Annotated in this window: 19 protein-coding genes; 7 read left to right on the plus strand and 12 right to left on the minus strand. The window is 74.6% G+C overall.

What is annotated here, in order from left to right; genetic code table 11:
- Positions 1–33: 33 nt before the first annotated feature.
- Positions 34–882, plus strand: coding sequence for a hypothetical protein (locus tag OG767_RS20075; protein WP_405089963.1), 849 nt, complete (start codon positions 34–36; stop codon positions 880–882).
- A 161-nt stretch (positions 883–1,043) separates the two neighbouring features.
- On the opposite strand, the gene OG767_RS20080 is transcribed toward OG767_RS20075, so the two are convergent.
- The 7 genes from OG767_RS20080 to OG767_RS20110 form a co-directional block, all read right to left on the minus strand.
- Positions 1,044–1,256 (minus strand): AlpA family transcriptional regulator, encoded by a 213-nt coding sequence (locus tag OG767_RS20080; RefSeq protein ID WP_107155144.1) that lies wholly within the window; start codon positions 1,254–1,256, stop codon positions 1,044–1,046.
- A gap of 88 nt (positions 1,257–1,344) precedes the next feature.
- A complete protein-coding gene (locus OG767_RS20085) occupies positions 1,345–2,367 on the minus strand; it encodes an aminotransferase class I/II-fold pyridoxal phosphate-dependent enzyme (RefSeq protein ID WP_405089964.1) in 1,023 nt (340 codons plus the stop codon).
- A complete protein-coding gene (locus OG767_RS20090) occupies positions 2,364–3,641 on the minus strand; it encodes an FAD-dependent oxidoreductase (RefSeq protein WP_405089965.1) in 1,278 nt (425 codons plus the stop codon). The genes OG767_RS20085 and OG767_RS20090 overlap by 4 nt, the downstream gene beginning before the upstream one ends.
- Complete coding sequence (locus OG767_RS20095) at positions 3,638–5,338, minus strand: prenyltransferase/squalene oxidase repeat-containing protein (RefSeq protein ID WP_405089966.1); 1,701 nt, start codon at positions 5,336–5,338, stop codon at positions 3,638–3,640. The genes OG767_RS20090 and OG767_RS20095 overlap by 4 nt, the downstream gene beginning before the upstream one ends.
- Positions 5,335–6,363, minus strand: a complete 1,029-nt coding sequence (locus tag OG767_RS20100) for a UbiA family prenyltransferase (protein ID WP_281942314.1) — start codon at positions 6,361–6,363, stop codon at positions 5,335–5,337. The genes OG767_RS20095 and OG767_RS20100 overlap by 4 nt, the downstream gene beginning before the upstream one ends.
- Positions 6,360–7,379, minus strand: a complete 1,020-nt coding sequence (locus OG767_RS20105; protein WP_405089967.1) for a polyprenyl synthetase family protein — start codon at positions 7,377–7,379, stop codon at positions 6,360–6,362. The genes OG767_RS20100 and OG767_RS20105 overlap by 4 nt, the downstream gene beginning before the upstream one ends.
- A gap of 209 nt (positions 7,380–7,588) precedes the next feature.
- Positions 7,589–8,611 (minus strand): methyltransferase, encoded by a 1,023-nt coding sequence (locus OG767_RS20110; protein ID WP_405089968.1) that lies wholly within the window; start codon positions 8,609–8,611, stop codon positions 7,589–7,591.
- 158 nt (positions 8,612–8,769) lie between these two features.
- Between OG767_RS20110 and OG767_RS20115 the strand changes: the two genes are divergently transcribed.
- Positions 8,770–9,633: a TauD/TfdA dioxygenase family protein gene (locus OG767_RS20115; protein ID WP_405089969.1), complete on the plus strand. Its 864-nt coding sequence runs from the start codon at positions 8,770–8,772 to the stop codon at positions 9,631–9,633.
- 9 nt (positions 9,634–9,642) lie between these two features.
- On the opposite strand, the gene OG767_RS20120 is transcribed toward OG767_RS20115, so the two are convergent.
- Entirely contained in the window at positions 9,643–10,836 is a 1,194-nt protein-coding gene (locus OG767_RS20120; RefSeq protein ID WP_405089970.1) for a cytochrome P450, read from the minus strand.
- Positions 10,837–10,992: 156 nt separating this feature from the next.
- Here OG767_RS20120 and OG767_RS20125 point away from each other — a divergent pair, with 156 nt between their 5' ends.
- Positions 10,993–12,162, plus strand: coding sequence for a nucleotide disphospho-sugar-binding domain-containing protein (locus OG767_RS20125; RefSeq protein WP_405089971.1), 1,170 nt, complete (start codon positions 10,993–10,995; stop codon positions 12,160–12,162).
- 22 nt (positions 12,163–12,184) lie between these two features.
- On the plus strand, positions 12,185–13,387 hold the full coding sequence (locus OG767_RS20130) for a cytochrome P450 (protein ID WP_405089972.1): 1,203 nt from the start codon (positions 12,185–12,187) through the stop codon (positions 13,385–13,387).
- Between the two features lie 15 nt (positions 13,388–13,402).
- On the opposite strand, the gene OG767_RS20135 is transcribed toward OG767_RS20130, so the two are convergent.
- Positions 13,403–14,815 carry a condensation domain-containing protein gene (locus OG767_RS20135; RefSeq protein WP_405089973.1) on the minus strand — a complete coding sequence of 471 codons (1,413 nt, stop codon included), beginning with the start codon at positions 14,813–14,815 and terminating at the stop codon, positions 13,403–13,405.
- Between the two features lie 65 nt (positions 14,816–14,880).
- Here OG767_RS20135 and OG767_RS20140 point away from each other — a divergent pair, with 65 nt between their 5' ends.
- From OG767_RS20140 to OG767_RS20150, 3 genes are read left to right on the plus strand one after another with little or no spacing between them, the layout of a single operon-like run.
- Positions 14,881–15,606 carry a 4'-phosphopantetheinyl transferase family protein gene (locus OG767_RS20140; RefSeq protein ID WP_405089974.1) on the plus strand — a complete coding sequence of 242 codons (726 nt, stop codon included), beginning with the start codon at positions 14,881–14,883 and terminating at the stop codon, positions 15,604–15,606.
- Positions 15,600–15,881, plus strand: coding sequence for a phosphopantetheine-binding protein (locus tag OG767_RS20145; protein ID WP_405089975.1), 282 nt, complete (start codon positions 15,600–15,602; stop codon positions 15,879–15,881). The genes OG767_RS20140 and OG767_RS20145 overlap by 7 nt, the downstream gene beginning before the upstream one ends.
- A complete protein-coding gene (locus OG767_RS20150; RefSeq protein ID WP_405089976.1) occupies positions 15,878–17,206 on the plus strand; it encodes a glycosyltransferase family 2 protein in 1,329 nt (442 codons plus the stop codon). Before OG767_RS20145 ends, OG767_RS20150 begins: the two co-directional genes overlap by 4 nt.
- A gap of 173 nt (positions 17,207–17,379) precedes the next feature.
- On the opposite strand, the gene OG767_RS20155 is transcribed toward OG767_RS20150, so the two are convergent.
- The 3 genes from OG767_RS20155 to OG767_RS20165 are packed head-to-tail and all read right to left on the minus strand — an operon-like array spanning position 17,380 to position 20,202.
- Positions 17,380–18,624: a beta-ketoacyl-[acyl-carrier-protein] synthase family protein gene (locus OG767_RS20155; RefSeq protein WP_405094256.1), complete on the minus strand. Its 1,245-nt coding sequence runs from the start codon at positions 18,622–18,624 to the stop codon at positions 17,380–17,382.
- On the minus strand, positions 18,621–18,881 hold the full coding sequence (locus tag OG767_RS20160; RefSeq protein WP_107155127.1) for an acyl carrier protein: 261 nt from the start codon (positions 18,879–18,881) through the stop codon (positions 18,621–18,623). The genes OG767_RS20155 and OG767_RS20160 overlap by 4 nt, the downstream gene beginning before the upstream one ends.
- Positions 18,882–18,921: 40 nt before the next feature.
- The gene (locus OG767_RS20165) at positions 18,922–20,202 is read right to left on the minus strand and encodes a cytochrome P450 (protein WP_405089977.1); all 1,281 of its coding nucleotides are present in this window, start codon (positions 20,200–20,202) and stop codon (positions 18,922–18,924) included.
- Positions 20,203–20,259 lie beyond the last annotated feature (57 nt).

Here is a 20,259-nt window from a genome sequence, read left to right on the forward strand (position 1 = left end):
ACGTCGCCGGTACGAGTCGGAAAGGTGAACGCCGTGCGGGCCGAACGGATGTTCCCACCGGATGCGGCGACCGAGATCCGCACCGGCCTGTTCGACCCGACCCTCGGATACCGGGGCGGGGAGTGGGACCGGCACGTCCTGGCACCCTGGATCGCGGCCAATCCGGCGATCCTGTCGGCGCTGCGGCGGGTGGGCGACGCGAAGATGGCCACCGTCGCGCTCGATCACCAGGATCTGTACGCCCTGTACGCGCTCAGCCGGGTGATGGAGTTGCTCATCCTCCCCCATCAGCCACCCGCGACGCGCGTCGGCGAGCCCGCGGACTGGCTTCCGCTCTCGGCGTACCACCGGTTCGGCACCGCGATCGGCGGCACGTTCACCGATCCGGACCGGTTCCACCCCTTCCTGCACGAGATCGTCGAGGCGGAGCCGGCCGACGATCCCCGACAGGAGCCGGTCCTGATCGGGCAGTGGTGGCCGGGTTGCCTCGTCGGATCGCTGTTGCTGGTCCGTGGTGGCGCGAGCGTCATGGCCGGGGCGGACCATCTGGATCCCGGGCTCGCCACGACGTCGACGTTGTACTGGGCGTGGCGGCGACGGTACCGGGACGTCGCCGACCTCTCCCACGGATGGGGCAGCAACTCGCAGTGGGGCACGGAGTTCCGGCGGGACTACACGCTGCCGGACCGGTTCGTCTACCACGCCGACGCGATGCTGACCGGAACGCCTCCCTGGGCCGACCCACCGCCTCCGGAGATCGAGGTGGACCTCGTTCGTCACCGGTGCAGCACCCGGGTCGACCACGGCTCCGACCAGTGGGTGTGGCACAGCCACCACACCGAGCTGATCGGGCCCGGGGCCAGCTCTCGACCTTGCCCATAGGCGTATCAGTGTTGGCCGGCGAGCGGGCTCCCGTCGCCGGCTATCGATCACCCGGCTCGCTTCGATCACCCGGAGGTCCGGGGCGGGTCACCGACCTCGCCCGAGGCCAGGCGGCCCTCCGCGCCGTCCCTCAAGAGCCGAACATCCGATGGTCCGTCGCGTCAGGGCTGTTCGTCGTCCCCGCCACGGGGCTGGTTCGGCCGGTACCGCCTGATCCAGGCTTCGACGTCGGCGCGGTCCCACACCCGGACCTTGCCACTCGCCACCGTGTCGATGGGCTCCGGGAAGGTGGACCGGTTCGTGATCTCGGTCGCCCGCGTGCGCGACACGCCACCGAGCATGTCCGCGATATCGGAGAGCGCCACAAGCCTCACACCGCAACCGTATGCACGTGACTGCGCTGGGCACGCGCCCGCCTCACGGCGCGGCGATCGGCCGGCGACGCGCGGTCTCCGCGCTGACTCAGAACCCCTCGGCGAGCGCCGCCCGGACGAACGCGCAGAGCCGGTCGTTCGCCTCGTCCGAGCCGACCGTGATCCGGACACCGGCGCCCGGCAGCGCCATCACCAGGATGCCGGCCGCCCGGGCCCGGTCGGCGAACGGCACCGCCCGCTCCCCCAGCGGCAGCCACACGAAGTTGGCCTCGCTGGGCGCCACGGTGAGCCCCAGGCCCCGCAACGCGTCGATCAGGCCGGCGCGCGCCGCCACCAGGTCCGCGCACCGCCGCGTCAGCTCCGGCGTGACCTCCGGCGCCAGGCTCGCCACGGCCGCCGCCTGGGCGAGCGCGTTCGGGAAGAACACCGCCCCGGTCAGCGCCGCCGCCGGGAGCAGCCGGGGCGGCACCACGGCGTAGCCGACGCGCAGCGCGGCCAGACCGTACGCCTTGGAGAAGGTGCGCAGCACGCAGACGTTGTCGTACGCCCGGAACAGTTCCATCCCGTCCGGCGCGTCCGGGTCGGTGACGAACTCCCGGTACGCCTCGTCGACGATGACCGGGACGTCGGCCGGGATCCGGTCGAGGAACGCGCGCACCTCGGCTCGCCGCAGCGCCGTCCCGGTCGGGTTGTTGGGGTGGCAGAGCAGCACGCAGCGGGTCCGGTCGGTCACCGCGTCCGCCATCGCGGGCAGGTCGTGGTCGTAGCCGTCCAGCGGCACCGGCACCGCGGTCGCGCCGGCGTTGCGGACGATCAGCGGGTAGCCCTCGAACGACAGCGCCGCGTGGACGACCTCAGGCCGGGGGCCCAGCGACTGCACCAGGTGCTGGCACAGCCCGGCCGAGCCGGGGCCGACCAGTATCGACTCCGGCCCCACCGCCAGCCGGGCGGCCAGCGCCGCCACCAGCGCCGACGAGGTGCGGTCCGGGTACCGCTGGAGGGTCGCGGCGCCGTCGGCGACGATCCGCCGGATGCCCGGCAGCGGCGGGTACGGCGTCTCGTTCATCGACAGGTCGACCGGCGGCGTGTCGACGGCGGTGGCTGGGGTCATGATCGCTCGCTTCTGGACGGGGCCGGCGGGGAGGGGACGCGGGCGTGCCGGTCGGTGAGCAGCCCGAGCTGGTAGAGCCGGTCGACGAGGGAGAGCGGCCGGACGTCCGTGCCGGAGAGGTTGCCGGCGGTGAGCCCGAGCAGCCTCGGGTTGGCGGCGGTGCGGCGCATCATCCGTACGCCGAGCAGTTTCGGCAGCCCGGAGACGCTGGTGATCATGCGGGAGGCGTTGTGGCTGACGGTCGCGACGTGGTCGAGGCGGGGCCGGCGCGCGGCCTCGAAGGCCCGCAGCGCCCGGTCGACGGACGCCGGCGCCGGCGTGCCGCCCTCGGCCGCCAGGCTGGCCGCGAGCGTCTCCGCGTCGCCCAGGGAGCTGTTCACGCCCTGCGCGGCCATCGGGTGCACCGCGTGCGCCGCCTCGCCGACCAGCGCCAGGCCGGGCACGGCCAGGCGGTCGGTGCGCAGCCGGTAGACCGCGAGGAGTTGGCGGCGGTGCAGGCTGGCCCGGATCGCGGCGCCGATCGGTCGGATCGCCGGCACGTCGGCGAGCAGCCGGTCGCACCACGCGCCCAGGTCGGCCCGGCCCCGGAACTCGTCCCCCGTGACCTGGACGTAGAGCCGGCACCGCCCGCCGGGCAGCGGGTAGACCAGGCACAGGCCGCGCCCGGTCCGGTACGCCGTCACCTCGTCGGCCACCTCGGCGTCGGCCACGTCGAACGCGACCAGACCGTGCGGGTACTCGCGGCGTTCGACAGTCACGCCGGCCGCCCGTCGCAGCGGGGAGGACATGCCGTCCGCGGCGACCACCAGCGCCGCCGGAACGTCCTGCTCGCCCCCGTCGCCGGCGACCCGGACGCCGGTGACCCGACCGTCGTCGGCACGCAGCGGGCCGGTCACCCGCCGGCCCCACCGGACCTCCACGGTGGCGGGCAGCCCGTCGGCGAGTACGCCGCGCAGGTCGCCGTAGTCGGCGCAGAGGATCTCCCGGTACCCGCCCGGCAGGCCGGCGTAGTCGAGGCAGAGCAGCGGCCCGCCGTCCGGGTCCCGGATGGCCAGCCGGCCGACCGGGCGGGCGCCGGTGGCGCGCAGGGCGTCGAGGACCCCCCACGAGTCGAGGATGCGAACGGTCTCGGGCTGGAGGATCTCGCCCTTGGCGATCGACGCGGGGGTGCGCTGGCGGTCGAGCACGAGCACCCGCAGCCCGAGCGCGCCCAGCGCGCGGGCGCTCGCCAGGCCGCCGGCGCCGGCGCCCACCACCACGACGTCCGGGCTCATCGGGCCACCGCACCGGGCGCGACGTCCGGCCGCCCGGCGGTGGCCCGGCGGTACTCGCCGAGCGCGCGCAACGCGACCGCCTGGGTGATCACCGCGTTGGGGTAGCGCATGTGGTGGCGGATGTAGTTGCACACCCGGGCCGCCGGCCACCCGCCGTCCGGGCCGGCCGCCGCCACCAGCCAGGCGACGCCCCGCTCCACGGCGGCCTCGACGTCGGGATCGCCGGTGGCGAGCAGGCCCTGGACGGCCCACGACGTCTCCTCGACCGTGCCGGGCGTGCCGTCACCCGGGCCCCACGAGCCGTCCGGCAACTGCGTCCCGCGCAGCCACCGGGCCGCCCGTCGCACCACCTCGTGCCGGGCGTGGCCGACCCGGGACAGCGCGCCCACCACCACGGCCGTGCCGGAGGTGTGGTCGCGGTACCAGAGGTTCTCGAACGTGCCGTCGGGCGCCGCGCGGGTCAGCAGCCAGGCCGCCGCCCGGGCGATCGCCGGGTGGTCGTCGGGATGGCCGGCCTCGTGCAGGGCGAGGATCGCCTGGCTGGTGATGGCCGGGCAGGGACCGTCGTTGGCGAGCTGGGTGTCGCGGACCCACAGGCTCCACGAGCCGCGGCTGTCCTGGCGGTCGACCAGCCAGGCCAGGCCGGTACGCAGCACCGGGTCGGTGGCGGCGTCGGGATAGCCGGCGAGCGCCGACAGGATCTCGGCGGACTCCAGCGTCACCGGCCAGCCGCCCACGTTGGAGTAGCTCCACCCGCCCGGCGGCACGTCCAGCACCTCGAACGCGGCGGGCTTCTGGGTGGCGTGGAAGAACTCGCGGGTGGCCCGCAGCCGCGGGTCGGCGGCGTACCCGGCGGCGATCAGGCCGGTCACCGCGTACCCGGAGCGGGTCAGGTCCAGGTTCGTCACGGCGTCCCAGGCGCCGTCGGGGCGGACCGCCCGCCGCAGCCAGCCGACCACGGCCGCGGCGATGTCCGGCGCCTCGCCGCTGCGGGCCAGCCCGAGCAGCACCAGCGCGGCGGGCCACGGGTCCTCGCTCAACGCGCCGGTACGGCCCTCGTGGTCGAAGATGGCGCGCAGCAGGCGGACCGCCACCGGGCGGGCCCGGCGCAGCGTGGCCCGGCGCAGGCGGCCGGCGGGCAGCAGGTCGGCCTGCATCAGGGCGAGCCCGACGAAGGGCGCGGTGCGGAACGACAGCCGCCGGCGGCGGACCCGGTCGAACAGCACGATCTCCAGCGGCAGCCGGCGCAGCGGACCGGCCTCGGCGGTCATCCCGGCCATCGTGAGCAGTTGGCGGCAGAGCAGCGAGATGGCCCGGTCGGTGACCGCGTCGACGCCGCCCATCCCGGCCAGCCGGGCCCGGCCGGCGGCGATCGCCTCGGCGCTGGCCGCCGGGGCGCTCAGCGCCAGCGCCGCGACCGCGACCGCGGTCGGGACGACCTCGCTCTCCGCGCCCACCACGCCGCCCCAGCCGCCGTCGTCGTGCTGCTGCCGGCGCAGCCAGCCGGCGCCGGCGTCGACCAGGTCGGCGCTGCCCACCGGGTCGGCGGCGTGCAGCGCGGCCACCGCGCCGGCGGTGCCCAGCACCGAGGCCGGCGGGTCGTCGCCGAAGACGCCGTCGGGGCGTCGGCGGCGCAGCAGCGCCTCGGCGCCGGCGGTGATCGTCCGCCCCACGGCCTCGGCGGTGACAGCGGTCATGGCGCGTCCTCCAGGGACATTCGACGGGGGGTGGCCAGGGCCAGGTCGGCGGGGGCCGGCCCCAGTTCGTGCCGGGCGCGCATGCCGCGCTGCGCCCACCAGGTCAGCGCCACCATCGGCAGCGCGAGCACGAGCTGCACCGCGACGCCGAGGCCGAGCCCGACCACGGCCGAGGCCAGCACGACCCGCTCGACGACCAGCACGGAGTGGGCGCGCAGCGCCACCATGACGGGCATGTCGGTGTGGTGCGCCAGCAACGGCCGCAGCGCGGCGAGGCCCACGACGCCGACGACGAGCAGGGTCGCCAGGTAGCCGGCCCGCCCGCTCCGGTCGGCCAGCAGGCCGGCGGTGAGGGCCGCGCCGAGCGTGCCGGCGTAGAGCGCCAGCACGGTCCGGACCGCGAACGGGACACCGCGCCCGACCGGCAGCGTCCGGTAGCCGCCCGCGCGGTCGCCGTCGATGTCCCGCAGCGCCCCGACGAGGTTGGACATGGCATCGTGCGCCCAGAACGCGACGGTCAGCGCCAGCAGGACGGGCAGGACCGGGGACGGGTCCGCCGGCAGCCCGACGGCGAGCGCGCCGTAGAGCAGCGCGACCGCGCCGAGCCCGCCGCGCACCAGGTTGCCGGCGAACCCGCGGGCCTTGAACCAGCGGCTGTAGGCGACGATGCCGCAGCCGGCCAGCAGCGCCGCCGTCGTGGTGCCCCAGCCGCCGGCCACGGCGAGGACCGCGAGGACGGCGAAGCAGGCGAAGCCGCACCCCAACGCGGTACGCGCGCCCAGCCGGCTGGACGGGATCGGCCGGTGCGGCTTGCTGCCGGCGTCCAGCTCCCGGTCGAACCAGTCACCGAGGTAGTGGCCGCCGAGCCAACCGGCGGTGGGCGCCGCCCAGGCCGACAGGAGCCGCCACGGATGGTGGGCTCCGTCCACCACCGCCGCCCCGCCGAGACCCACCAGCCCGACGTACCAGAGCGTGTAGGGCCGCCAGGTCTCCACGTGCGCCCGCAGCGCCCGGGCGGCCCTCACGCCATCTCGCTCGTCATCCAACGCGCGATGCCGGCCAGCACGTCCGCGCTCGCGGAGGGGGCGAGCACGGCCAGTTCGGCGCGGGCCCGTTCGGCGTGCTCCGCCATCCGCTGGCGCGCGCCCGCCACCGCGTCGACGTCGCGGAGCAGCGCGGTGACCCACTCGACGTCGCCGGGGCCGGCGCCGCGCCGGTGCAGCACCGCCATCAGCTCGACGCGATCCGTGTCGGTGGCCGCGTCGTACGCCAGCAGCAGCGGCAGGGTCGGTCGGCCGTTGTTGAGGTCACTGGTCGCCGGCTTCCCGGTCTGCTCCGGGGTGGCGACGTAGGACAGCAGGTCGTCGCGGATCTGGAACGCCGTGCCGAGGTGCTCGCCGTAGCGGGCCAGCGCGGACGCCACGCCCGGTTCCGCGCCGCCGAGCAGGGCGCCGATGTGGCACGCGGCGCGGAACAGGGAGCCGGTCTTGAGGCGGATCATCTCCGCGTACCACCGGGCGCCCGCGTCCAGGTCGCCGACGAGCTGGGCCTCGACGGCCTGGCCCCGGCACAGGTCCTGTCCCGCCTCGGCCAACGCGGTGACCGCGGCGACGACGTGGCCGGGCGGGACCGCGCCGCCGCCGTCCACGATGGCCTGGAACGCCTGGAAGATGAGGTGGTCGCCGGTCACGATGGCGTTCGGGATGCCGAACGCGACCGCAACCGCCGGCCGGCCGCGGCGCATCGTGTCGGCGTCGATGATGTCGTCGTGCACGAGCGTCGCGACGTGCAGATACTCCAGGCCGAGCGCGGCGGCGAGCACGTCCCGGGACGACCCGCCCACCGCTTCCGCGGCGTGCAGCGTCATCATCGGGCGGAGCAGCTTGCCGGCGGGCAGCAGCGCGTACCGGGCGATCGCGGCGGGCTGCTCGGCCGTCTCCGGCCACCGCCGGAGGAGTTCGGCGTGCAGCAGTCGTCCCGATTCGCTTCGGGCGAGGTCGTCGATGAAGGGCGGATATCTCGTGAAGCCAGCAACCGTCATGACGCGTCGACCCTTTCACGAAGGCTCGGCTAGTCGCCACGCGAGACGTTACCGGCCGGAACTCCCGCGAACAACCATTGATAAATGTGCCGATTCATGGGTGGACGCGAATACGATGACGATATTCTTTGGCAAATTGGACAATGCACAGCCAAATCGTCGACGGCCCGGCGCACCCGGGGGTGCGGGACGCCTGGCGGCCCGACCGGTCAGGCGGCCGAGAACTCCATCAGCGTGAGCCCGTCGGGGCCGTGCCAGGTGCGCCGGGGCGCCAGACCCGCGGCGGCGGCCAGCGCGGCGTGCTCGGCCGCGCTCCGCTCGCGACCGCCCACCAGGACCAGCATCCGCAGGTCGTACGGGGACAGGTGCGGCACGTGCGGCACGGTCGGGAGCACCTCGATGACCAGCACCCGACCGGTGTCGCCGGCCGCCTCCGCGCAGCGGCGCAGGATCGCCGTCGCGTGGTCGTCGCTCCAGTCGGTCAGCGCGCGGGACACCACGTAGACGTCCGCGCCGGCCGGCAGCGGGGCGAAGAAGTCCCCGACCACGCCCGTGGCCCGGTCGGTGAGGCCGTGCTCGGCGAACGTCGCGACGGCGGTCGCCACCGGCTCGCCCCGGTCGACGAGCGTGCCGCGCAGGTGCGGGTGGGCGCTGAGCAGTTCCCACAGCAGCCCGCCCGAGCCCCCGGCGACGTCGACCACGTGCGTCACCTCGGCCCAGGGGTAACGCGTCGCCACCTCGGGCGCGGTGAGCCGCTGCTGGCTGAGCATCAGCGCATCGAAGTAGGCGCGGTGGTCCGGGTGGGCGTCGAGGTCGGCCCAGAAGTCCCGGCCGTGCACCGACCCGTAGCCGGGCCGGCCGGTGCGGATCGCGTGCGGCAACCCGGCGAAGGCCAGGTCCATCCGCGCGCCGAGACCGCCGAGGTCCAGGTCGGCGCCGTGCCCGCCGCCGTTGCGGTCGCAGAGCAGCTCCCCCACGTCGGTGAGGGCGAAGACGTCCGGCGACACCTCGACGAACACGCCCCGGTGGGTCAGGTAGCGCAGCAGCCGGCCGAGCGCGCCCGGGTCCGCGTCGCACGCCGCGGCCAACGCGTCCAGGCTCGTGACGCCGGCCGCGATCCGGTCCGGCACGCGGAGGGTCACCGCCGTGCGTACCGCGAACGGGGTCGCCAGATCGGTGAGCCGGTCGAGCCGCGCGGCGGCGTCCCGGTCCACGTTCGCATCGATCGCCACGAGTCTCCCCTCCCCACCGACGGGCCCGGATCATGGCCCGCGGCCCCGAATGATCCCAAGCCGGCCTCCGGCGCGTCAACGACGACGCTGGTGAGGACATTCACGATCGTGGAAGAATGCGGCGACGGGGCCGTCGCGCGCAGACCGGAGGACCATCGATGACCACTTCCACCGCCGTCGACGTGCGGCTCGTCGCCGGAGCCCTGGGCGCGCAGATCCGCGGCATCGACCTCAACACGCTCACCGACGCCGGTTTCGCGTTGGTCCACGACCTCCTGCTGAAGCACCAGGTGGTGTTCCTGGCCGGCCAGACCGGGCTGACCCCCGAGGCGCACGTCGCGTTCGGCCGCCGCTTCGGCGAGGTCGAGCTGCACCCCTACCTGCCCCGGCTGGAGGGGCACCCGGAGATCGTGGTCATCGACTCCACCGACGGCGGCAAGGTCGACGTCTGGCACACCGACATGACGTTCCACCAGAGCCCGCCGATCGCGTCGATCCTGCACCTGACCGAGCTGCCGGAGGTCGGCGGCGACACCATGTGGACCAACCAGTGCCGGGTCTACGAGGCGCTCTCCGCACCGCTGCGCGACCTGCTCGACGGGCTCACCGCCGTCCACGTCATCCGGATCGGCACCGAGTTCACCAGCCGCGCGGAGCACCCGGTGGTGCGCGTCCACCCGGAGACCGGGCGTCGCTCGCTGTACGTCAACCGGCTCTTCACCTCGCACATCCCGCAACTGACCCGCACCGAGAGCGACGCGCTGCTGGAGCACCTGTTCCGGTTCTCCGAGAGCCCGCAGTTCACCTGCCGGTACCGCTGGCAGGTCGGCGACGTCGCGGTGTGGGACAACCGGGTCACCCAGCACTACGCGATCAACGACTACGACGGTCTCCGGCGTGGGCAGCGCATCACCGTGCTCGGCGACCACCCGGCCGGCGACCCGCCCCGGTGGGAGCACTACGCCCCGGCGCCGGGCGAGCGCTACTGGCCGGACCGGGTCAACGCGGTGGAGAGCTACTGACCGCGTCGCTCACCAGGTGACCGGGAACGACGCGATGCCGCCGTTCATCCGGTCGTGCCGCCACGGGATGTCCTCGACCGGCACCGCCGGCGCCAGCTCCGGCATCCGGTCGAGCAGCACCCCGAGGGAGAGTTCCACCTGCATCCGGCCCAGCGCCGTGCCGAGGCAGAAGTGCGGCCCGAAGCCGAAGGTCAGGTGCGGCACGGTGGGCGTCCGGTCGATGTCGAAGACGTTCGGGTTCCGAAAGTGCCGGGGATCGCGGTTGCCGGCCCAGGGCAGCGCCATCACGCACTCCCCGGCCCGCATCGCGACGCCGCCGAGGACCAGGTCCTCGCGCACCACCTGGACCCGGAACATGCTGCTCACCGACGTGTAGCGGAGGATCTCGTCGGTCGCGGCGGACAGCTTCTCCGGGGCCGCGCGCAGCTTCGCCAACTGCTCCGGGTGCTGGAACAACGCGCGCAGGCCGGCACTCGTGGAGTTGATCTCCAGGCCGCCGAGCAGCACCCCCATCGCCAGCTCGACCAGCTCGGCGTCGACCAGTTCGTGCGCGTCCTGGCCGCGCACCCACGCCGAGAGCAGGTCGTCGCCGGGCGCCGCCCGTTTCCCGGCGAGCTGCCCGGCCAGGTAGGCCCGCAGCTCCGCCTGCGCGTCGGCGGCACCGGCGGAGCCGTACGCGGTGATCGAGTTGAGGCCGGAGATCCAGTCGTAGAAGCGGGGGCGGTCGGCGACCGGCACGCCGAGCACGTCGCACACCACGTGCACCGGCAGCGGCGCCACCAGTCCGGCCACCAGGTCGGCCGGGCGGGGACCGGCGAGCATGGCGTCGACCAGACCGTCCACCAGCCGTCGTACCCGGGGCCGGAACGTGTCCATCCGGCGCGCGGTGAACGCGCGGCTGGCCACCCGGCGCACCACCGCGTGCGCCGGACCGTCCATGTTCAGCTCCCGCGGGCCGCTCGCGCCCGACGCCTCGGTCGCGCCCAGCGGCAGCCGGGAGAACCGGGGGTCGGCCAGCACCGTGCAGCAGTGCTCGTAGCTGAGCACCAGCCAGGCGGCCCGGCCGTCGGGCAGCCGCACCCGGCTGATCGGGTCGCTGACCACCATGTCGAGCAGCTCGGCGGGCAGATCGCCGGTGAACGGCTCGAACGGATAGGCGCGCGGGCCGGAATTGACGGCCAGGTCGAGGTCCACGTCGGACATCGGGTAAGACTCCAACACACGTTAGTCCGGCGTCAATATCTATTGACGGTGGCGGCCACCTTCCGCGTACGGACATCCATCGCCTAGCATCTGTGGTCCGGAGCTGCCGTTTCACGTGCGGATTGGTCGGATTTGACTGCGCCTTTGCGAATTCTGATGTCGACGTGGGGCTGGCGGTCGCATTTCTACAGCCTGGTCCCGCTCGGTTGGGCGCTTCAGGCGGCCGGGCACGAGGTGCGGGTGGCCAGCCATCCTTCGCTGGTCGCGGCGATCACCTCGGCCGGGCTCGCGGCGGTGCCGCTGGGCGAGGACGTCGACTTCGCCGAGGCGTTCGCGGGACGGATCGGCGCGGTGGGCGACCTGGACCGGCCCGGGGCCCAGCCGGCGGACCGGCTGGAACCGGCGATCACCGCCGACGGCGGCGTGGTCCGGTTCGCCGACGCCCTGCTCGACGACCTGGTCGCGTTCGGCCGGGCCTGGCAACCCGACGTCCTGGTCTGGGAGCCGTTCAACCTGGCCGCGCCGGTGGCCGCCGCCGCGCTGGGCGTGCCAGGCGTGCTGAACCTGTGGGGACCGGACTCCTCGGTGACGCTCCGGCTGGACCCGGAGTCGGTGCTCGGGCCGCTCGCCGCCCGGTTCGGGCTCGCCGCCGCCGACGTGTCGCCGCACGGCGACCTGACGCTCGACCCGGCGCCGCCGCCGCTCCAGGCGCCGACCGCCCGCCCGGGGCGGCCGTTGCGCTTCGTGCCGTACAACGGCACGGCCGTGCTGCCGCCCTGGCTGCACCGGCCGGCGGCCCGGCCGCGGGTCTGCGTCACGGCCGGCACCATGATGGCCGGCGTCGGGCTGCACGACCGGCTGGACCTGACCCGGGTGATCCGGTCGGTGGCCGAGTTGGACGCCGAGGTCGTCGTGGTGGTCGAACCCCGGCAGCAGCACGGCCTGGGCCCGCTGCCGGCGAACGTCCGGCTGGCCGACGCGCCGCTGGCGATCCGGCTGGTGCTGCCGACCTGCGCCGCGCTGGTCCAGCAGGGCGGGGCCGGCACCACCATGACCGCGCTCACGTACGGCGTGCCGCAGCTCATCCTGCCGCAGGTCAGCGACCAGCACTTCAACGGCGAACGGCTGGCCGCGACCGGTGCCGGCACCTGGTTGGCGCCGGAGCATGCCGGGGGCGCGACGCTGCGGGACGCCGTCGGCGAGCTGATCGGCGACGGCCCGGCGCGGACGGCCGCCGCGTTGATGCGGGACCGGATCCGCGCGCTGCCCAGCCCCGCCGAGGTGGTGCCGGTCCTGACCGCCCTCGCCCGGCGCACCCGGACCTGACCAGCCGCCAGAGGAGTCGCAGATGACGCAGCCGCAGCCCGTTCCGTACCCGCTCGCTCCGGCTCCCACGATCTACCACCCGTCACCGGACTACACCCGGTTGCGGGAGACCTGCCCGGTGGCCCGCGTCGAGCTGCCCGACGGGGCGTCGGCGTACCTCGCCACCCGGCACGCCGACGTCCGCCGGGTGTTCACCGACCACCGGTTCAGCCGGGCCGCCGCGGCCGGGCCGAACCGGCCGACCCGCGAACTCGGCTCGCTCGCCGAGGACTCGCTCATCGGCATGGACCCGCCCCGGCACACCACGATGCGCCGGGCGGTGTCGCACGCGTTCACCGTGCGCCGGGTGGAGGAGCTGCGCCCGACGGTGGCGGCGCTGGTGGCCGGCATGATCGACCGGATGGAGGCGGCGGGCCGCCCGGCCGACCTGATCACCCACCTCTCCGCGCCGCTGCCGATCTACGTGATCAGCAAGCTGTTCGGCATCCCGGAACGCGACCAGGAGCGGGTCCGGGAGTGGTCCGACGCGCTGGTCGGCGACTGGGACGCCGACCCGGCGGCCCCGCAGGCGGCGCTGGACGCGTTCCAGGAGATGATCACCGAGCGTCGGCGCCAGCCCGGCGACGACCTGATGAGCGCACTCATCGCCGCCTGGGACGCGGACGAGGACCTCACCGAACGGGAGCTGGTGTCGGTCACCGCCGGCATCTTCGTCGGCGGGCACGAGACCACCACCAACCAGCTCAACCTGTTCCTGCTGGTGCTGGCCCGCCACCCGGAGCAACTGGCCGGGCTGCGCGGCGACGACCCGGCCGCGGTCGCCCGCGCCGTCGAGGAGCTGTCCCGCTTCATCCAGCTCGGTGACAACGGCGTGCTGCTGCCCCGGGTGACCACCGAGGAGGTGGAGCTGGGCGGCGTACGCCTGCCGGCCGGCTCGGCGGTGATGCCGGCGATCGCGTCGGCCAACCGGGACGCCACGGTCTTCCCCGACGCGGACACGCTGGACCTGGCCCGCGCGCACAACCCGCACCTGGCGTTCGGCGCGGGCCCGCACCACTGCCTCGGCGCGGCGCTGGCCCGGATGGAACTCCAGGAGGCGCTCGGCGCGCTGCTGCGCCGGCTGCCCGGTCTGCGGCTCGCGGTCGACGAGTCGGAGCTGCGGTTCCGGCCGGGACTGGTGGTCCGCAGTCTGGAGTCGTTGCCGGTGACGTGGGACGACAGGTGACCGTCAGGCGACCGGTCAGCCGCCGGCCGACCCGGGCGTGACCCGGGTCGGCGCCGCCGCGTCGAGCGCCGCCTCCACGGCGACCTCCTCCACGCCGCGCAGCAGGCGCTCCGCCTGCGCCTCGGTGAAACTCGCGAAATCGAAGATCACCTGAAGGTGCACGGTCCCCGGATGGTCCTCGACCGTGATGAACGCCTGCTCGGGAAGGTGGTCCAGCGGGCCGTCCCAGACCAGGAACGTCTCGGCGGCCCTCCGCCGGAACGTGTCCGCGGTCACCGGCTCGTCCCGGGCGTGGTCGTCGGCCGCCGCCCGGGTGGTCACCCGCCGGTCGTTGATCCGGCAACTCACGCGCGCCGGGTAGCCGCGCTCCGCGTCCAGTCGGGCCTCGGTCTCGGCGAGCTGCGTCGGGTCGTAGTAGGCGTACATGCCGGCGGTCATCGAGGCCCGCCGGGCCCGGGACACCACCTCGTCCACGGTGGTGTCGGCGGTGTCGACGGTCAGCACGCCGTTCTGGCTGAGCGGGGCGATCGCCTCGGCGAAGCCCGGCCGGAACCGGTTGCCCACGATCAGCTTCGCGGTGAGCGGACTGACGCCGGTGGCCCGGCCGATCGCGACGGCGATGACCGCGAGCAGGACGCGCGAGGTGTCCGTCCGGGTCCGCCGGGCGACGGCACGCACCGCGAGGTACGCCGCGGGCGAGCTGAACCGGCCGTGCCAGTACCGGTGGCCCCGCCGACCGCCGCCGGGCCGGGGCGGGCCGAACGTCAGCGGCGGGACGGACCGCAGGTGCGACGCCCAGTGGCGGACGGCCCGGTCGCTGACCCGCCGCAGCGGCGGCGTCTCCTCCCGCCGCCCGAGGTCGAGGATCTGCACGGTGCGCGGATCGTGGCCACCGCGGACGGCCGGCCCGACCAGCCCGAGGTCCGCCAGGAGCAGCGACGTGGCGGTCCCGTCCACCACCAGGTGGTCGAAGGTCAGCACCCGGTGCACCGGCGCGCCCCGGTGCCGGACCACCGCCATCCGCACCGACCAGTCGCGGTACAGGTCGTAGGGGGCCAGCAGGCGGGCGTGCCCGAGCTGGTAGGCGAACGTCGCCACGTCGGCCGGGTCGGCGTCGTCCGGCACGTCCACCACGTCGAGCACCGTCTCGCCGGCGGCGGACACCACCTGGCACGGCCCGCCCCGGTCGTCGGTGCCGAGCCGCATCCGCAACGCCGGGTGCCGGGCCAGCAGGTCGGCCAGCTCCGCCGCCATCTGCTCGACCGTGACGCCGGCCGGCACCGGATGGGCGCCACTGACGTTGTGCGTCCACCCGGTCTCCCGCATGTCCTCAAGGATCGCCTTCTGACCCCAGGTCAGCGGCGCGGTCCCGGCCCCGGGGCCGGCGAACGGGACGGGGATCCGCACCTCGGCCGTCTGCGCGATCACCGGGCTATCAGAGCAACGCGCATCGGCACGTGTCAACGCCCGGACGGACCGTTACGCTGCCGTCCATGCCGGACCGCGTACGCGTCTGCGTCATCGCCGCCGACGGCTCGCCGGACGAGCTGGCCCGGTGCCGGGCGGTGCTCGACCGCGACGAGCGGGCCCGCGCCGCCGCGCTCGGCACACCCTGGCTTCGGGACCGGTTCACGGTCGCGCACGGCGCGCTGCGCGTCCTGGCCGGGCACGCGGTGGGCGTCCCGCCGTCCGCGCTCGCCTGGCGCCGGGGCCGGCACGGCAAGCCGACGTCGACCGGGCCGCACACCAGCCTGTCGTACTCCGGCTCGCTGGTCGCGGTGGCGATCAGCCGGGACCGCCCGGTCGGGGTGGACATCGAGCACCTGTCGCCGGGCCGGGACCCGGTCGGACTGGCCGCGCGGTTCTTCCACCCGGCGGAGGCCCGGCACGTCGCCGCCGGGGCCGACGCCGGGGAGCAGGCCCGGCGGTTCACCCGACTGTGGGTCCGCAAGGAGGCGGTGGTCAAGGCCGCCGGGGGCCGGCTCTGGCCCAACCTGGCGGTGGCGGTCCACCCCGACGACGTGGTCGCGTGCGTCGAGCCGGCCGGCGCGTACCGGGTCGCCGACCTGGTCACGCCGGCCGGGTACCGGGGGGCGGTCGCGTCGCCCGGCGACGCGCCGTACGCGGTCGAGTTCCACCCGTTGACACTCGCCGATGTCCTTTGCTCTGATGAGTCCATGCTGGAGCGCATGATCGACCCGCCGGCACCCCGGTGCTAGAACACGACACGTCGACCACGTCGCCGCAGCGCGACCAGGTGGTCGAGAGCCTCACGGCGTTGCTGGGCCGCATGCTCAGGCCGACCGCCCCGGTCACCGAGCGAACCCAACTGATGGACGACCTCGGCCTCAGCTCGTCGCTCGCCCTGGAGCTGCTGCTGGAGCTGGAGGACGAGCTGGAGATCCAGATCGACGTGGAGGATCTGGACGAGGACCGGATGACCACCCTCGGCGACCTGGCGGACTACATCACCGCCAACTCCACGCCCCGTTGAGCACGACGAACGGGCGGCGGCCGGCCCTGAGCGTGGTGGTGCCCGCGCACAACAACGGCGCCGCGCTCGACGCGACGCTGCACTCGCTCACCCGGCAGACCCTGCCGCGCGACGACTTCGAGGTGATCGTCGGCGACGACGGCTCCACCGTCGCGCTGGGCCCGGTCGTGGACCGGTACCGCGACCGGCTGGCCGTCGAGTACGTGCGCAGCGACACCAACCGGGGGCGCAGCGCCAACCGCAACGCGGCGGCGGCGCGGGCCCGGGCCGACACGTTGATGTTCCTGGACGCCGACACGGTGGCGCACCCCGGGTTGCTGGAGCGGCATCGGGACTTCCACGCCGACCGCGCCGGCCGGCCCGGGGTCCTGCTCGGCCAGCGCTACGACCTGGACTGGGCCGGCGCGGACGCGCTGCGGCGCGGCGAGCCGATCGTCCCGGCGATGCTGGACGCCGAGCGCGGCGACCCGCGCCTGGAGGACATCGCCCACCCGCAGCGGATGCGCGACTTCCCGAGCGCGCCCTGGGTGCTCGGGCTGACCCACAACGCGTCGGTCGACCGCCCGTCGTTCCGGCGGGTCGGCGGCTTCGACGAGGCCATGGTGAAGTGGGGCTTCGAGGACCTCGACTTCTTCTACCGGGTCTTCCACCTGCACGGCGCGCCGCCGGAGCTGTTCCACCTCGACGTGGACGCGTGCTCGTACCACCTGCCCCACTTCCGGCGGACCACCAACGGGCTCGCCTCGATGGACAACATGAAGTACATGTTGCGCAAGCACCTGCGCTACGACGTCGAGGTGCTGTACGCGATCAACACGTTCGGCCGGCACCTGGGCCGCATCCGCCTCTACCGGGACGCGATCGACGCGTACCGCCGGGCCGGGCTGGGCCGGCCGGCCGCGCTGCCCGCCATGCTCCGGGAGGAGCTGGCCACCAGCCGGGCGTTGCTGATCGGCCACGGGGTGTCCACCGTGGACGTCGGCGCCGGGTCGCACACGTTCGACCACGCGGCGCCGCCCGGCGACACGAACTCGCACCTGCTCGGCACCGTGCTCCAGCAGTTCAAGACCGGCGCGCTGGACGTGATCGTCAACGTCGACCTGTGGCGCTGCCTGCTCCCCGAGGACCTGCCGGCGTTCCTGACCCGGGGGCTGCTCAAGGCCGACCGGATCGAGTTGGTCGCCAGCCACGTCGACGTGGACCAGCGGGCGCTGCTCCCGGTGCCGCTCGTCGCGGACCTCGACTACCTGGTCGACATGCTGAACCCGCACTTCGCCCTGACGGTGACGACGCACGACGCCGCCACCCAGATCACCCTCCGCTGACAGTCCACCCAAGCCCTCCCCTCCCTCCCCCTCCCCTCTCCCCCTTCCCCGGCGCACACTTTCACGGAAAGCGTGGCTATCCCGAGCGGAATGGCCACGCTTTCCGTGAATCTGCGCGGAGGTGGGGGTGGGGGTGGGGGTGGGGGTGGGGGTGGGGGTGGGGGTGCGGAGTGTCAGGGGGTGGTGGGGTGGGTCAGGACGAGGCTGACGTTGTGGCCGCCGAAGCCGAACGAGTTGGACAGCACGGCGTCCACCGCGACCGGGCGGGGCTGCTTGCGGATGTGGTCGACGTCGCCGGCCGGGTCCGGATCGTCGAGGTTGTAGGTGGGCGGCAGCAGGCCGCGCCGGAGCGCCTCGACCCCGACGGCCGCCTCGAGCACGCCGGAGACGCCGAGCAGGTGCCCGGTCACGCCCTTGGTCGAACTCATCGGCGGCGGGTGCGCGCCGTAGACGTCGCGGAGCGCGGCCAGTTCGGCGGCGTCGCCGGCCTTCGTGCTGGTGCCGTGCGCGTTGACGTACCCGATGTCGTCGAGGCCCAGGCCGGCGTCACGGACGGCCATCCGCATGCAGTGCGCCGCGCCGGAGCCGTCGGGCCGGGGCGTGGTCGGATGGTACGCGTCGTTCGTGGCGCCCCAGCCGAGCACGTCGGCGTGGCGGCGGGCGCCCCGCGCGGCGGCGTGCTCGGCGCGTTCCAGCACCAGCACGCCGGCGCCCTCGCCGAGCACGAGGCCGTTGCGGCGGCGGTCGAACGGCCGGCTCGCGGCGGTCGGGTCGGCCCAGCCCCGGGCCAGCGCCCGGGCGTTGCCGAACGCGTCGGCGAACGTGGGGAACAGTGGCGCCTCGGCGCACCCGCACAGCACCACGTCCGCCTCGCCGGCGCGCAGGATGCGTAGCGCCTCGCCGACCGACTGGGCGCCGGCCGCGCACGCCGTGCCGACCGACGAGGTGTAGCCACGGATGCCGAACGTGATCGCGACCCGCGCCGCCGCCATGTTCGGCAGCGTGCCGGGCAGCATGTACGGGCTGACGCCGAAGCGGCCCCGCTCGGCCCGCCGCAGCACCTGGTCGGCCAGTGTGGACAGCCCTCCGACGCCGGAGACCACGACCGCCACCCGGTACGGGTCGACGTCCCGACCGACCCGCAGACCGGCGTCGGCCAACGCGTCCCCGGCGGCGCGCAGCGCCATGACGATCGACCGGTCCACGACGCGGGACTCCGGGCCGGGCAGCACGGAGGCCGGGTCGATCGGCGGGGCGATCGCCGCGACGTCGACCACGCCGTGCACCGGGTGGCCCTCCGGCGGGCGGGACAGCCCGGACCGGCCGTCGCACACCGCGTCGAACACCTCGGCGGCGGTCGAGCCGACCGGGCTCACCAGCCCGATGCCGGTGATCGTCGCGCCTTGCCGCACGCTCAGTGCGCCGAGGCCGGCTGGATGCGCTGCGCCACCGTCCGGGAGAACTCGCCGAGCGTCATCATCGCGAGCATCTCGGCCTCGTCGTCGTCGAACGCCACGCCGAACCGGTCCTCCACCCGGACCGCCAGCTCGGCGAGGCCGAGCGAGTCCACGTCCAGACCGGCCGGCCCGAAGACGGTGTCGTCGTCGACGTCGTCCACGTCGTACTTCATCTCGGTCAGGGCGGCGAGCAGGAACGCGCGGATCTCATCGGTCATGGCCCGGTGTGTCCTTTCCCCAGCGTGGCATCGACCTTACTCAATCGGGATGGTTTCGCAAGGTCCCGATCGGCCGGTGGACCGCCGGCCCCGGCGGCGTGAGACGCACCGGCAGGTGGTCGTACCCGCGCAGCATGAGCTGACGCCGCTCGCCGGGCTCGGCGGCGAGCGCCAGCGCCGGGAAGCGGTCCAGCAGGAGAGGCAGGACCAACCGGCCCTCCGCCCGGGCGAGGGCCGCCCCGAAGCAGTGGTGCGGCCCGGCGCTGAACGCCAGGTGACGGTTGTCCACCCGGGACGGATCGAACACGTCCGGGTCGGGAAACCGGCGCGGGTCCCGGTTGGCGGCGCCGGTCAGCACCACCACGGTCCGACCGGCCGGCACCGGCAGCCCGGCGACCTCGGTGTCCGCCGCCGCGTACCGGAGCGCGAAGTGCACCGGCGGCTCGTACCGGAGGATCTCCTCGACGTACGCCGGGGCGAGCGACGGGTCGGCGCGCAGCGCGGCCCGCGCGTCCGGCCGCGCCACGAGCAGGACCAGGCCGTTGCCGAGCAGGTTCGCGGTGGTCCGGAACCCGGCGTTGTACATGATGATCAGGTTGGCCAGCAGCTCGTCGGCGGAGAGCTGGTCGGGGTCGCGGTCCCGGATCCGCACGAGCGCCGACACGAGGTCCCCGCGCGGCCGGTCCCGGCGCGCGGCCAGCAGTTCGGTGAAGTACGCGGTCAGCTCCGTCGCCGCGACGTTGGCGGCCCGCACCTCCCGCATCGATCGCCGGCCGATCTCCAGCACCGCGTCGAACGTGCGCACCCGCGACGGGAACCAGGCCCGGTCCCGCTCCGGCACGCCCAGCAGCTCGCCGACGACGTCGCTGGGCAGGGTGAGCGCGAACCCGTCCATGAAGTCGACAGGTCGGCCGTCCGCGCCGGCGGCGGCGAGCCGGTCGAGCAGGCGGTCGGCGATCCGCGTGATCGCCGGCTCCAGGGCGGTGACCCGGCGTGGGGTCAACGCCTGGCCGAACAGGCGCCGGACCCGGAGGTGGTCGCCGGGCGCGGCGTTGAGCATCGACGTCTGGAGGATCCGGGTCACCGGGTGCTGGCGCCAGCGGGTGCCGGCCCGGTCCAGGAACTCCGCGCCGAGCACCCGGAACACCGGGTCCCGCAGCACCCGGTGGACCGCCTGGTAGCCGTGGACGACCAGGGCGTGCGGTTCGCCGGGCCGGAAGGCGACCGCCTCCCCCATCCCGTGCAGCCTCGCGTAGAACGGGTACGGGTCGCGTCTCACCTCCTCGCCGAGCAGATCGTCGAGGGAGATGGAGACACCCATGGGCCGCTCCTCGGGACACCGGTGCGCCGACCTTAGACGGGCCGACACCGGGCTGTC

The sequence above is a fragment of the Micromonospora sp. NBC_01392 genome, from assembly GCF_045040125.1.
Classification (GTDB): domain Bacteria; phylum Actinomycetota; class Actinomycetes; order Mycobacteriales; family Micromonosporaceae; genus Micromonospora.